Source organism: Prosthecobacter sp. (genome assembly GCF_029946185.1).
GTDB lineage: Bacteria > Verrucomicrobiota > Verrucomicrobiia > Verrucomicrobiales > Verrucomicrobiaceae > Prosthecobacter.
In genome coordinates this window covers 1-13,546 of the sequence record NZ_JAQSEA010000274.1, presented here as the reverse complement: position 1 = coordinate 13,546, position 13,546 = coordinate 1, and the positions used below count along the sequence as shown (strand labels likewise).

Here is a 13,546-nt window from a genome sequence, read left to right as displayed (position 1 = left end):
CTTCCATCACTGCCGACCCTCTGTATCAAGTCATCCAGATTGCTTAACGGCATTGAACTTAGGCGAGACGCCCCAGTCCGCAGTCAGGCAAGATGCCTGACCTCCGGCATTTACCACGTATCCGTCCGAAACGGCTGCGCGGGCAGACCATCTTGATTGAACAAATTCGCCCATGGGAAAGCACTGCTCCAGGCGTAGCGCACGGCGACGGGATTGGGGACATCTTTGCTGGAGACAAAGACACTGGCCCAATCAACGCGTGCGTCAGCCCAGAAGAATTTCTTATCGGCACCGGCGATCATGAAGCCCTGCAATTTGTCGCCATTTTTAAAGGCCAGACCTTTGCCCGTATGCTTGAAGGTCAGCATGACCTTATCCCCTTGGACGCTGTGCGAGGCAAGCTGCGGGCCGAGGTACTCAGTGCCTTTGTCATACGCCACGGCCAGCGCCACCTGCACGGCACGCGCACCGTAGCCCGACTTGTTCGGCGGATGAATGCCGTTGCCGAGATCGCTGCTGATGACCATGTGCGTGTTCGGATACTTCATGATCTGCTCAAAGGCGACGTGCGAGTACTGCGCATCCGGGTTGTTCGGGATCGTCTTCGGCAATGGCGCAAACTTCTCCGCGAGCCGGTTCATCGGCTGTGAGTAATCAAACGCACAGCCACCGCCGCTCGGCTTCTGCACGTAGAGAAAGGGGAAATCGCCCTGGCCCCATGCCTTGCGCCAGCCACCAATGAGTGCGCCCATGAGCGTCACCTGATCCACCCCCACGATGTTCGTACGGCTCTCGCCCTGATCCCACAGCACGCCTTTGATGGCATAGCCGACATAGGGACGGATGTAGGCTTCAAAAAGCTGCCCGACTTTGCCCGAGTTGGTCTCGCCCGCCTTGCCCACACCCTGCGGCGCACGCGGCGCGGGAGGGAGTGGCTTGCCCTCTTTCCTCGCAGCATCGGCCAGCGGCTTCCAGGTGGCGAATTCCGCATCGTACTTGGCCTTGTCCACGGCATACTTCGCCACAAGTTCGTCATACTTATAAGTCGGCGCGAAAGCCTTCACCGCCGCAGCACTCGCGGCATCGCTGCGATACATCTCTTCGCTCAGCCAGAAGCCCGAAGGCGTGCCACCGACTGCGCCCACCATCAGCCCCACCGGGACACCAAGCTCTTTCTGCAACGGGAAACCAAACGAGAACAGCAGCGCGCTGAACTTCGGATTCGTCTCTGGCGTGGACAGCTCCCAAGTAGCACCCGCCTCTTTCCTCAGCAGGCGCAGTTGCGGATACGTCTGCTTCGCCGCTTCCGCCAGCACGGGATCTCCCGCAGTGTAGCTGGTGACCACCATGTCCATGTTCGACTGACCGGAGCCGATCCACACATCGCCCACCAGTACGTCATCAATCTTCTGGCTGCCAATCGTCAGCGTACGTGGCTCCGCGCTGGCCTTCAGCGCATCCAGCTTCACGCTCCACGCACCCTTGGCATCCGCCGTGGCCGTCTTGCTCTGTCCTGCAAAATCCACCGTCACCTTCTCACCCGGAGCCGCCGAGCCCCACACCGGCACCGCCATGCCACGCTGCAGCACCATGTGCGGCGTGAAGACCTTGGACAATTTCACCTCGGCATGCAGCGCAGAGGCCAGCAGGAGGACGGAACAGAATGCGAACGATAATTTCATGAGGAGAGGCAATACGAACACCTCAGCCCATTCTTCCGCGCAATGCGCCCAGGAGGTTAGGCCTCCGGCCTGACAACGGATCGAGGCGTCCCGCCTTCGTCTGATTCCGGACCAAGGCGAGACGCCCCAGTCCGCAGTCAGGCAGGATGCCTGACCTCCGCAAACGTCCACGCGAGGATGCGGCTCTTCTTCTGCCCCTGCGCCATGTCGATGATCTTCACCTCCGCCGCCTTCACCTTGCGCAGCGCCTGCTCAAGTCGCGGCAGATGCTCGCTCTTGGAAACGAGCGTGGTGAACCATCCGCACTGAGGTGCAAAGTCCACACTCTCCTCGATCATCCGGCGGATGAATCCCAGTTCGCCGCCCTCACACCAAAGCTCGTTGGCCTTGCCACCGAAGTTCAGCCCAGCCTTCTTCCCGCCAAGATTCCGCAGCTTCCGCTGCGTGCCCGCTGCAGCCTCGGCTGCGGAAGTGTGAAATGGCGGATTGCACATCGTCAGCTCAAAGCGCTCCCCCGGTTGAATGACACCCCGAAAGCACTGCGTCACCGACTTCTGCAACCGGCACTCGATCAATCCCGTCACACTCGCATTCGCCGATACGATCTTTTGTGCCCAGCGCCATGCGGCGGCATCCACCTCCGCACCCACAAAGCTCCAGCCGTACTCACTCGCGCCAATCAGCGGATAAATGCAGTTCGCCCCCGTGCCAATGTCCAGCACCCGCACCGACGGCCCACGCCGCAGCGCGATCAGATCCGCCAGATGATGAATGTAATCACTCCGCCCCGGAATGGGCGGGCAGAGATAACCGGGCGGAATCTCCCAGTGCTGCAAACCATACGCCTGTCTTAGCAGCGCCTGATTCAGCGCCTTCACCGCCAGCGCGTCCGCGTAGTCGATGCTGTCATCGCCATACGCATTCGGTTTCACAAATGCCGCCAGGGCCGGGCAGGACGCGATGAGCTGCGGAAAGTCATACCGCATGTTGAAGCGATTGCGCGGGTGCAATCCTGCTTTGGGGGCGCTGTTCATGTCAGCAGCAGAAATAAGGTTGGCCGCAAAGAAACGCAAAGCTCGCAAAAAGGAACCAGACAGAAAAATTCACCGAATGAATGGTAGAAACAGGCATGCTTTTTTGCGCATTTTTTGCGTCTTTTTGCGGCCAATTCATTCTCACTTCCCACCTCCCGGCGGCGTGCGGTCATCGCCAAAGTATTTCTCGCTGCGATAGCGCAGCCACACGCGCAGCACCTGCGGCACCTTCTCCCGCTCCGCCTCGCTCAGGGTTTCATAGAGAGCCATCGCCTTCTCACGCTCGCCCCGGCAGGCACGGTTGTTGTGCGCATCCCAGTAGCCCCGCGCCACGCGGATACGGCGGCACACCTCCTTGATCAAGGCGGCACCGCTGAGCGGCTTGGTGCTGGGTTTCTTCTTCGCGGGCATGGGTCTGTTGGATAGGTTCTTAAACGAAAAGCCTCGAAAAAGCGAGGGGCATGGCGATTCCCATTGCAACGCCCTCAGCTTTTCAGATAAAAAGCAAGCATGCGCAACCCTCTGCTGATTTGGATCATGCCGTTGGCCCTGTTTGTGTGCGGTCACCCCGCATGGGCGCAGGATGCGGCCAACACGGTGGTCATCACCATCGCAACCGTCAAAGAAAGCGACTGGCAGCATGAAAGGGCGCAGGAAACAAACCCGGTGGGACTGCGCCAGCGCTTGCAGGCGAGGACGCTGGTGGAACTTTCCGGCGAACTGCGCAATGATGAAGAAGAGCTGGTCCTGCGGTCTGGCAAAGCGCGTGACATCGTCACCGAATGGGCCATCACACCGGATCGCAACGGCGTTGTCGCCAAGAAAATGCTGCCGGAGTTTATTGGCACCGAAATCAAAGTGGTGAATAAGACACTGGATCTGGATCCCAACCGAGCCACACGTCTGAGCATCAGCTTAACTCATGACCTGCAGCCCCCGCAGATGCAGCCCATGACCTACGCCACGGCAGCCACAGGAGTTGAGCGTGATGAAAAGAGCGTGACGGCCCCGCGCTTCAACCGCCTGCGCTGGCAGGGCGAGGTATTGGCCTGCAAGGACGAGCGCCTGATCACCAGCTTTACCTTGGAGAAGGATGCCAGCATGCGCATCGCTGTATTTATCCAAGGCACCCTTCAGGGCAGCCGTGGCAATCCACCGCCGCCAACCACACTCCGGCAGACTATTTATCGCGTGCCCGAGATGGACATGATTGAGTGGCTGATGAATGGCCCGCAGAGCGATGCGGCACTGGAAAAACGGCTGCAAGAAGCCGTGGCCGCCGGGCAGGCAAGCGTCGTCTCCAACCTGAGCACCACCACTTCCCTGAACGCTCCCACTCAGGCCCAGGCCGGTGATGAATGCTGCGTTCCCAAGGAGGTCGATCAGGATTTGGACAGGCTGTATCAACTGCCCGTCAGCTTTGCAACGGTGCAGGCAGGCACCCGGCTGGAGGGTGACATCGGGGGGCCGCAGGCAGCTTGGAAAAGTCATTATGCGCCGTGTCCTCCTCTCGCGGTGAAGTGGCCCACTTCCTGGCTGCGTGTGCATGACCGAGCCCAAGGAAAGTCCACCGGCAAGGCCATCCACGGCTGGATGGACTGGTATGACCGCTTTGAAGAAACGACCCTGGGAGAAGTGGCTTTCCACGATGCATCACCCCATCTCATTTCCATGATGCCCCCTGCGGATCAGACCTGGGGCACCGAACGGAAAGGGCGCTGGCTGGATGTCACGATAGCGCAGCGGCAGCTAGGCGGGGACAGGCAGCCAGGCAAGTCTCAGGCCCTATCTCCAGACGAAGCCAAACAGCCGGCCGACCCCTTCGCTCCAGATCCCATCTCCCCTGCGCAACAGCCATCCTTTGCACCTGCCACCCCGCCGCCTCTGCTAATGCTTGGCATCGCGCTGGACTCTGATCAGGCGCAGGCATTGCTCACCACACGCCAGCAGGGGAAAGATGAAGACCTGCTGCGAGAATTGGTGTCGCAGGTGAAGACTGGCAAGGCCCAGGTGGTGGCCTGTTCGGCCTCGGCCAACCAATTCCAAAACGGTCGAAAAACCCAAGTCAGCGCACGAATGCATGCCTACCCCACGGAAATGCCCAGCATTCCTTCGGCCTGGAATGAACGCACGGTTGGCACCCGACTCGAACAGGAGGGCGGGAACGTGGCACTCCAGCAGGATCTGGCACCGCCTGCACGCACCGAGTGGAAACTCGCCCGCGACATGCCCGAAGCCATCATGTGGGAGCCACGTTTTCGCAGTCTTTTCCTCAATAGCGAAACCTCCGCCTTCACCCAATCCGGCACCTATCTCTGCGCCGTCACCAACATCCCTGCGGTCATATCCGGCGGTGACATTCCAGAGCATGAGACCGTGTTCCTGTTTGCGCAGCGGTCAGCCAAGGGGCCAGCGCCCAAAACCGCTTCGGGTGACTTCGAGGTCGAAACTTTGATCTTCGAGATCCCGGCGAAAGACGCCAAGGAATGGCAGGCAGTGAAGAGCGATGACTTGATGGCCTTCACCCAGCAGAACCTCAAACAAGGTGCGGCCACGCTTCAGTCATACACCATGCAGCGCACTCAGGCCTCAGTCCGCAGCACCTTGAACGTGACCGAGGAGTACATGACAGCCACAGAGTTTGATCCCCCCAATCGTGATGCGCCCTACCGCATGCGGCCCACTGCGCTGATGACGCTGCCGGTAGGCTTGCAACTGAAGGTCGAAGTGATAGCCTCTCCTAACGGGACTTCTCAGTTGGGAATCTCTCTCAAGCACTCCACGGCCAGGCCCGTTGAGCCGGGTCTGGAAGAAACACTCCAAATCTACACCAGCGGCAAGGATGTCTATCCCGGTGCGAAACACGAGTTCGACGAATGGACCGAAAAAATTCGCATCATCCCCGGCAAGTTTCACTGCCTCCTCTCCCCTTCTCACGGCGGCGGCGTGGTGACCACACGCATCGCCTTTGTCCGCGTGCATCCAATACCGTGAAGAATAAGGTGGCCTTAGACTGTATCGCTACCCAGCGAAGGATCTGAATACCCGCGCTCCTGAGTTGCCAGGACCGATTCCCCGCTCTATCTCGGCGGGTGGAAGACACCGATTACAAAGTTAGACTCGAGATTTTTGAAGGCCCGCTGGACCTGTTGCTTTACCTCATCAAAAAGGAGGAGATCGACATTTACAACGTGTCGCTGGAGCGCATCACGCGGCAGTACCTGGATTACATCGACACGTTCAAGGCTCTCAACATCGAGCTGGCCAGCGAGTTCATCGTCATGGCCGCCAATCTGATGTACATCAAGAGCCGCGAACTCCTGCCGCAGGCGGTGCAGCCACCGGAAGAGGATGCAGAAGAGAATGACCCGCGCTGGGAGCTGATCCGTCAGCTCATGGAGTACAAGAAGTTCAAGGAAGCCGCCCATTTCCTCGGTGCGCAGGAGGTGAAGAGCGATGAATTGTTCGTCACCACACCGGAACTGCCCGACCTCGACGCCCCGGTGGAGACCATCGGCCAGGTGGGTATCTTTGACCTCATCCGCGCCTTCCAGCGCATCCTGAAGCGCTTTGAAAACGCCAGCGACTTCCGCGAAATCGTCAATGACCGCTACACCGTGGCGGACAAGATCGAGCACCTGCTCCAGATCGTACTCGTTGGCACCAAGGTAAGGTTTGAAGACCTCTTCACCAGCGCTGCAAGCCGTGGCGAAGTGATCGTGACCTTCCTTGCCATGCTGGAACTCATCAAGCTCAACCACCTGCAAGTGGAGCAGGAGCAGATGCTGGGAGACATTGTGGTGGTGCGTCCAGCGGTGTAGGGCAATCGTCTCGATTGCCCGAAACAAGCGGACGCTTGTGCTACTTCCCCTTCGCCACAGCGCCCACAGTCGCCGTCGGCGTGGGTCCCACCCGGCTGATCTTCGTCTTCTTACCCAGCACCCAGAACAGCCCGCCGATGCTGCCGATCAGGGCAAACGCGACCATCACCGTCCAGAGGCCGGGGAGGAGTGGTTTGCGGTAGCGTCGGCGTCTTGCCATCGCCAAATGTGACACGACTTGCCGCACTGTGCCAGTGCGGCTATGCTCTAAAGATGCTTCCATGGTTCGAAAATGACCGCTTTCCCCTGTATCTGGCCCCCATGGCCGGGGTCACGGACGTGATCTTCCGCCATTTGTGCAAGGAACAGGGCGCAGATGTGATGATGACGGAGTTTGTCAGCGCCGAGGGCATCCTCCAGCGCGATGACCGCACGCGGCACTACGTGGACTTTGACGATGCGCAGCGCCCGCTCGGCGTGCAGCTCTTCGGCTCTGACGGCGTACGCATGGGCGAAGCCGCACGCAAAATCATCGACTGGAAGCAGCCGGACTTCATCGACATCAATTTCGGCTGCCCGGTGAACAAGGTCGTCTCCAAAAATGGCGGCTCCTCCCTGCTCAAAGACTGCCCCCTGCTCGCCAGCGTAGCACGCGAAGTCGCCAAGGCAGTGCCGATTCCCGTGACTGCCAAGATGCGCATCGGCTGGGACTCGAGCCTCGTCAATGCCATCGAAGTCGCCCGCATTCTTGAAGACTGCGGCATGCAGGCCATCGCCGTGCATGGCCGCACCCGTGCCCAAGGCTATACCGGTCTCGCTGACTGGGATGTCATCGGTCAGGTGGCCGATGCCGTGAAGATTCCTGTCATCGGCAATGGCGACATTTCCAGCGGCGTCGATGTGGAAATCCGCCGCGCGCAAACCAACGTGAAGGGCGTCATGATCGGTCGCGCCGCCATGGCGAATCCATGGGTGTTTAAAGAAGCGAAGCACTACCTCGCCACCGGCACGCATGCCCCGCACGCAAGTGTGGAGGAGCGCTTCAACTTCATGCGCCGCCATTGCAAACTGGCCATCGAACGCAACGCCCACATGGGCGAACTGCCCACGATTCGCTCCATGCGCAACCGCCTCATGAACTACACCAAGTCCATCCCCGGCGGCAAATGGCTGCGCCAGCGCTTTTCACAAATCGGCAGCGTGATGGAGCTGGAGGACATCTTTGCCGCCTACCTCGTGCATCAGGCCGAGCATGGGCATGACCAGGCGACGCATGCAGAAGAGTCCGCAGTAGAAAGTAGTACCGAGCTTTAGCTCGTTCTGGAACGCTCCATGACCTCCAGCACGAGCTAAAGCACACGAGTACTTTTTGCCTCCCCCCCAAGGAGCAGGACTTGCCAAGTCCCGCATCCCCCCCTCTGGATTCCCAGGCCCATTTCACCACCCCGTTGGGGTTCAGAGCAGTGGCCAGCCAAGGCTTGAGGCAGTGTTTGTGCAACGGCGCGCATGACTGAGGCCCATTCTTCGCTCCGCCGGGGCTCTGATGCACTCCCGTTGGGGCTGAAGGACTGCTGAAGAAAGGCTACCCAAAGACGACAACGACGCGTAACTGAGTGCCATTCGTGCTTGAGTCCTATTTCCCCAAGCCTTACCAAAAGCTGCCCAAGGCCACGCATTGAAGCGCCAAGCCCTCTTTTCCTTCCCATGACCCTATCCAATCCCTGGTTCATCGCCGCCCTTGTCGGCGTGCTCGGTGTGTTTCATCTCGAAATCATCGCCACGTTTTTAAATCTCGGGCAGTTCCGCCATGCTTTGCCGCAGCGTTTGAAAGCGATTTTCACCGACGAAACCGTGCAGAAAGCCGGTGAATATGCGGGCAAGTCCGCGCACCTTGATCTCCTCCGCAGCACCATCTCCGTGGGCGCGTTGATTTTGGTCTGGTGGAGCGGTGGCTTTGACTGGCTGCAGCGCTGGAGCGCGGGCTGGGGCTGGAATTCCGTGCAGACTGGCGTGGGCGTCATCGGTCTGCTGATGCTGGTGCAGAACATTCTGTCCCTGCCCTTCGATGCCTATGACACCTTCAAGATCGAAGCCGAGTACGGCTTCAACCGCACCACACCGGGCACCTTCATCAAAGACCGCCTCAAGGGGCTGCTGCTCACCGCCCTTCTCGGCGGACCGTTGCTGGCGCTGATCCTGTGGTTCTTCCAGACCCAAGTGCATGCGGTGCTCTACACTTGGCTCACCGTCGCCGGTTTCAGTCTGGTCATGGCCTGGCTCTCGCCACGGCTGCTAATGCCCTTGTTTCTCAAGTTCAAGCCGCTGACCGATGGCCCGCTGCGGGAGGCGCTGCTGGCACTGGCGGCACGGCTCGAATTCCCGGTGGTCGATGTGTCCGTGGTGGATGGCTCGCGCCGTTCCAGCAAGGCCAACGCGTTTCTCAGCGGCTTCGGCAAGAACAAGCGCATCGCCCTGTTTGACACCTTGATCGAAAAACACTCGCAAGAGGAGCTGGAGGCCATCCTGGCCCACGAGATCGGGCACCACAAATGCCGCCATGTGCCGCAGCAGCTTATCCTTGGCCTGCTGGAAAGCGGGCTGATGTTTTACCTGCTGCATGCCGCCTTGCAGTCGCCCGCGTTTTTCCAGGCATTCGGAGTCACGGGGCAGCCGCTGGGTCTGGGACTGGTGCTCTTCAGCATCCTCTATCAGCCTGCCAGCCTGCTGCTGGGTCTGTTGAGCAGTGCCCTCAGCCGCAGACATGAATTCCAAGCCGACGCCTTCGCCCGCGCCGCTTGCGGCAGTACGCCTTTGATCGCAGGTTTGCAAAAGCTCTCGCTCGACCACCTCACGCACCCCAACCCTCATGCGCTGACGGTCTGGCTGCACTATTCCCACCCGCCCATTGGTCAGCGGCTGGCGGCATTGGAGGCATGAGCGGCGTTATTCACAGTGTTTTTTCGCACCTTTGATAAATGCATCACCTCTGGCCCGTAGCTTCATTAACCCCTTGATCCTACCCTTTATGAAAAGCCCCGTGCGAGCTTGTCTCTTTGTCCTCGCCCTTACCTCCTCTGGTTTTGCTGCTGCCCCCGCAGCGCCTGCCGCTGCACCCACTGTAGCAGCAGCCCCTACTGCGGCCCCTGCCGCTGCGCCCGGAGTCGATTTTGCACGTGATGTACAGCACATCTTGGAAAACAAGTGCCTGGAGTGCCACAACCCCAACAAGATCAAAGGCAAGCTGCTGATGGACTCCGCCGCCGCTCTGCTCAAAGGCGGTGCCGACGGCCCTGCCCTCGTCGCGGGCAAGCCTGATGACAGCGAGATGATCAAGCGCGTCATCCTGCCCAAAGATCACGATGACATCATGCCACCGAAAGGCGGACCGCTCGCTGCCAATGAGATCGATGTGCTCAAGCGCTGGATCGCCGCAGGCGCGCAGTGGCCGCAGAATCTCACGCTCCAGTACAAAACACCGGAGCAGCGCCAGGCCCTGGCCGAGTTGCAGAAGAAGCTGCCCACGCTGAAGTCGCTGCAGATTCTCCCAGACAAATACTCGCTGGAAACCAAGCGCGACTTCCACCGCGTCGTCGTGCTGGCCACCTTTCAGGATGCCACCACCAAGGACGTCACCAGCGTCTGCGACCTCAGCGTCGCCGACAGCAAGGTCGCCGCGCTTGATGGTCTCACCCTGAAGCCAGTCGCAGACGCAGGCAGCACCGAACTCATCGCCTCCATCGGCGGCCAGACGGTCAAAGCCGCTATCAATGTCAAAGATGGCACCAAGGATCGCGCCATCTCCTTCCGTCTCGACTGCATGCCGGTGTTCATGCGCGGCGGCTGCAATCAGGGCGGCTGCCACGGTGCCGCACGCGGCAAGGACGGCTTCCGCACCTCCCTTTTCGGCATGGACCCTGCCGGGGACTTCCTCCGCATCACCCGTGAGATGCCAGGCCGCCGTATCAATCTCGCCATTCCGGAAGAAAGCTCGCTGATTGAAAAAGCCGTGGGCGCGGTGCCGCACTCCGGCAACCAGTGCTTCGAGCCGGACTCCGTGTACAACAAGGCGCTGATCGAGTGGATCACCGCCGGTGCGCCTGATGACCGCGCCGATGTGGCGAAGGTCACCGGCATCGAAGTCTTTCCCAGCCAGATCGTCATGGAAGGCAAAAACGCCACGCAGCAGATCACCGTGCGCGCCACCTACTCCGACGGCACCGACCGCGATGTGACGAACCTCGCGCTCTTCATGTCCAACAACGATCCCACCGCGACCATCGACAAGCTGGGTCTCGTGACCTCTGCTGATCGTGGCGCTGCCTTCATGCTCGCCCGCTTTGACGTTTACTCCGTCACCTCCCAGGTACTCGTGATCCCTGCGCAGCTCAAGTATGAGCGGCCGAACCTCGCTGAGACCAATTACATCGACACCCTGGTCGATGAGAACCTCCACAAGCTGCGCATCCTGCCCTCCGGCATCTGCACGGACGCGGAATTCGTGCGCCGTGCCTTCATCGACATCGCCGGGGTTTATCCCGAGGCTCAGGACATGCGCACCTTCCTCGCCGACAAAAACCCCAACAAGCGCGCCGCCTTGGTGGACAGCCTGCTGGAGCGCAAGGAGTTCACCGAACTGTGGGTGATGAAGTGGGCCGAACTGCTGCAAATCCGCTCCGGCATCGCTGGCAACAACAACGTTCCGCCCTTCTACAAGAACGCGCTGCTGTATTACAACTGGCTCTCCGAGCGCATCGGCAAGAACATCCCCATCAACGAGATTGTTCAGGAACTGCTCTCTTCCTCCGGCGGCACCGTCTCCAATCCTGCGGTGAACTTTTATCAAACGGAGCTCGACCAGCTCAAGCTCACCGAAAACGTCGCCCAAGTTTTCATGGGCATGCGCATCCAGTGCGCCCAGTGCCACAACCATCCCTTCGACCGCTGGACCATGGATGACTATTATAGCTTCAAGGCCTTCTTCTCCCAGATCGGCCGCAAAGCGACCGACGATCCGGCGGAAGTCATCATCTACAACAGCAAGGGCGGTGAATCGAAACACTTCCTCACTCAGGCCGTGATGAAGCCCAAGTTCCTCGGTGGCGACATTCCCGAAATGAAGCCGGGTCAGGACCGCCGTAAAGTGCTCGCCGAATGGATGGCCTCACCGCAGAATCCCTTCTTTGCGCGCAACATCGCCAACATCGTCTGGTCTCACTTCAACGGTGTCGGCGTCGTGGAGCCTGTCGATGACGTGCGTGTCTCCAATCCGCCCTCCAATCCAGCTCTCATTGCCGCCATGGCCGAGCACCTGACCGAGTACAACTTCGACATGCGCAAGTTCGTTCGCGACGTCTGCAATTCGCAGACCTACCAGCGTAGCACGCAGGTCAATGAGACCAATGCAGGCGACAAACGCAACTTCTCCCACGCCCAGGTCCGCCGTGTGCGCGCTGAGGTGCTGCTCGACGCCATCTCCCAGATCACCGGCACGCCCAACAAGTTCCAGGGCCTGCCTCTGGGTGCCCGTGCCGTGCAGATCGCCGATGGTGCTGTCTCCAACTACTTCCTCACCACCTTTGGCCGTGCCACCCGTGAATCCGTCTGCTCCTGCGAAGTGAAGATGGAACCCACTCTTTCCCAAGCACTGCATCTCATGAACGGCGACGCCGTGAATGACCGCATCAAGCAGGGCCGCGTCGTTGCCAAGATGATTCAAGAAAAGAAGAACGACCGCGAAATCGTGGAAGACCTCTTCCTCCGCGTCTTTGGCCGCATGCCTATGGACAAGGAATGGAACAATGTGCAGCAAGCCATCACCGACGACGCCGGTGCCCGCCAAAACGTCCTCGAGGATTTGTTCTGGGCCCTGCTGAACTCCAAGGAGTTTTACTTCAACCATTGATGCAGGAGGATAGCCGTCCCGGCTATCCGTGGAGGACAGGCTTCCAGCCTGTCCACGGATCGAGGCGTCCCGCCTCCGTCTGATTCCGAACCAAGGCGAGACGCCTCAGTCCGCCGTCAGGCGAGACGCCTGACCTCCTCCGTGCGCGGCAGCGTCTTGGACTGCGGTGGCAGAGATGCACGGCGCAAGCCTGCATCGGCGACACCGCTTTCGCGGGGTATAGAACTCTCTTCCCCCTCACTTAATCCCCGGCATCAGCTTCGTAATCCAGCGCGCCAGGAGCAGCAGCACGACCCCGGAAATCCCCGCGATGACCGCCACATGGATGAAGCGTTCCGGCATTTGCGCGGTGGCATCGCCGGTCACACCGCCAGCGAGGATTCCTGCCAAGATGTCACCCAAGGAACTGCCAAGAAACCAGATGCCCATCATCTGCCCAGTGAGTCGCGGAGGCGAAAGCTTGGTCACCGCGCTCAAACCCACGGGACTGAGAAAGAGCTCTCCAAGAGTGTGCAGCAGGACCACGGACATCAGCCACGTCGGCCACACAGGCCCCGTGCTCAGCGCACGCTGCGCCGCCCAGCCCGCGACCACAAACCCCAGCGCCAGCATGAGCAGCGCCCAGGACATCTTGGTCGTCAGAGAAGGTGCGCGGTCAATGCGCGCCAGCCGTGACCACAGCAGCGCGACGAGCGGAGCGAGAGCGATCACACACAGCGGATTGAGCGCCTGAATCCAGCTCGCAGGCACTTCCCAGCCGCCGAATTTCCGAATGGTATATCGTTCGGCAAAGATGCTGAAGGACGACCCCACCTGCTCGAAGCCCGCCCAGAACATGGCCGACGCCAGAAACAACACGAGGATGACCACCATCCGCCTTTTCTCGACTCCATCCAGTTTGGCCAGGAAAAACGCCCACAGGAAGAACAGCAGCGCCACACCGGAGATGAACCACGCCGTGCTATGCGCAAACTTGATGGCATCAATGGGCAGGAACCCTGCCACGCCCAGCGCGACCAGGATGCCCACGGCCGTCAGCGCCAAAAGCAGCAGCGTCCATTCACGCCTCACATTCTGCCCTTCGTGAATCACGCGCTGGCCGATATG

At 60.0% G+C, this 13,546-nt stretch carries 10 protein-coding genes; 5 read left to right on the top strand and 5 right to left on the bottom strand.

Translation table 11 applies throughout. From position 1 onward, the window contains the following. Positions 1-110: 110 nt before the first annotated feature. The 3 genes from PSV43_RS22360 to PSV43_RS22350 all read right to left on the bottom strand — a co-directional run bounded on the left by PSV43_RS22360 (position 111) and on the right by PSV43_RS22350 (position 3,127). A complete protein-coding gene (locus PSV43_RS22360) occupies positions 111-1,682 on the bottom strand; it encodes a hypothetical protein (RefSeq protein WP_300202997.1) in 1,572 nt (523 codons plus the stop codon). A 137-nt stretch (positions 1,683-1,819) separates the two neighbouring features. Continuing rightward, a complete protein-coding gene (gene rlmF, locus PSV43_RS22355) occupies positions 1,820-2,716 on the bottom strand; it encodes a 23S rRNA (adenine(1618)-N(6))-methyltransferase RlmF (RefSeq protein ID WP_300202994.1) in 897 nt (298 codons plus the stop codon). A 141-nt stretch (positions 2,717-2,857) separates the two neighbouring features. After that, positions 2,858-3,127 carry a Precorrin-3B methylase gene (locus PSV43_RS22350; protein WP_300202991.1) on the bottom strand — a complete coding sequence of 90 codons (270 nt, stop codon included), beginning with the start codon at positions 3,125-3,127 and terminating at the stop codon, positions 2,858-2,860. A gap of 99 nt (positions 3,128-3,226) precedes the next feature. Between PSV43_RS22350 and PSV43_RS22345 the strand changes: the two genes are divergently transcribed. Together PSV43_RS22345 and PSV43_RS22340 are read left to right on the top strand one after the other, a co-directional pair. Next, a complete protein-coding gene (locus PSV43_RS22345) occupies positions 3,227-5,710 on the top strand; it encodes a hypothetical protein (protein ID WP_300202988.1) in 2,484 nt (827 codons plus the stop codon). A 155-nt stretch (positions 5,711-5,865) separates the two neighbouring features. Next, the gene (locus PSV43_RS22340; RefSeq protein WP_300202985.1) at positions 5,866-6,537 is read left to right on the top strand and encodes a segregation/condensation protein A; all 672 of its coding nucleotides are present in this window, start codon (positions 5,866-5,868) and stop codon (positions 6,535-6,537) included. 40 nt (positions 6,538-6,577) lie between these two features. On the opposite strand, the gene PSV43_RS22335 is transcribed toward PSV43_RS22340, so the two are convergent. Then, positions 6,578-6,820 carry a hypothetical protein gene (locus PSV43_RS22335; protein ID WP_300202982.1) on the bottom strand — a complete coding sequence of 81 codons (243 nt, stop codon included), beginning with the start codon at positions 6,818-6,820 and terminating at the stop codon, positions 6,578-6,580. On the opposite strand from PSV43_RS22335, the gene dusB reads away from it, so the two are divergent. The 3 genes from dusB to PSV43_RS22320 all read left to right on the top strand — a co-directional run bounded on the left by dusB (position 6,811) and on the right by PSV43_RS22320 (position 12,439). After that, positions 6,811-7,851: a tRNA dihydrouridine synthase DusB gene (gene dusB / locus PSV43_RS22330; RefSeq protein WP_300202980.1), complete on the top strand. Its 1,041-nt coding sequence runs from the start codon at positions 6,811-6,813 to the stop codon at positions 7,849-7,851. The genes PSV43_RS22335 and dusB overlap by 10 nt on opposite strands. A gap of 390 nt (positions 7,852-8,241) precedes the next feature. Further along, positions 8,242-9,474 (top strand): M48 family metallopeptidase, encoded by a 1,233-nt coding sequence (locus PSV43_RS22325; RefSeq protein WP_300202978.1) that lies wholly within the window; start codon positions 8,242-8,244, stop codon positions 9,472-9,474. A gap of 73 nt (positions 9,475-9,547) precedes the next feature. After that, the gene (locus PSV43_RS22320) at positions 9,548-12,439 is read left to right on the top strand and encodes a DUF1549 domain-containing protein (protein WP_300202975.1); all 2,892 of its coding nucleotides are present in this window, start codon (positions 9,548-9,550) and stop codon (positions 12,437-12,439) included. Between the two features lie 237 nt (positions 12,440-12,676). On the opposite strand, the gene PSV43_RS22315 is transcribed toward PSV43_RS22320, so the two are convergent. Next, on the bottom strand, positions 12,677-13,546 hold an 870-nt coding region (locus tag PSV43_RS22315), incomplete at its 5' end, for an oligopeptide:H+ symporter (RefSeq protein WP_300202972.1).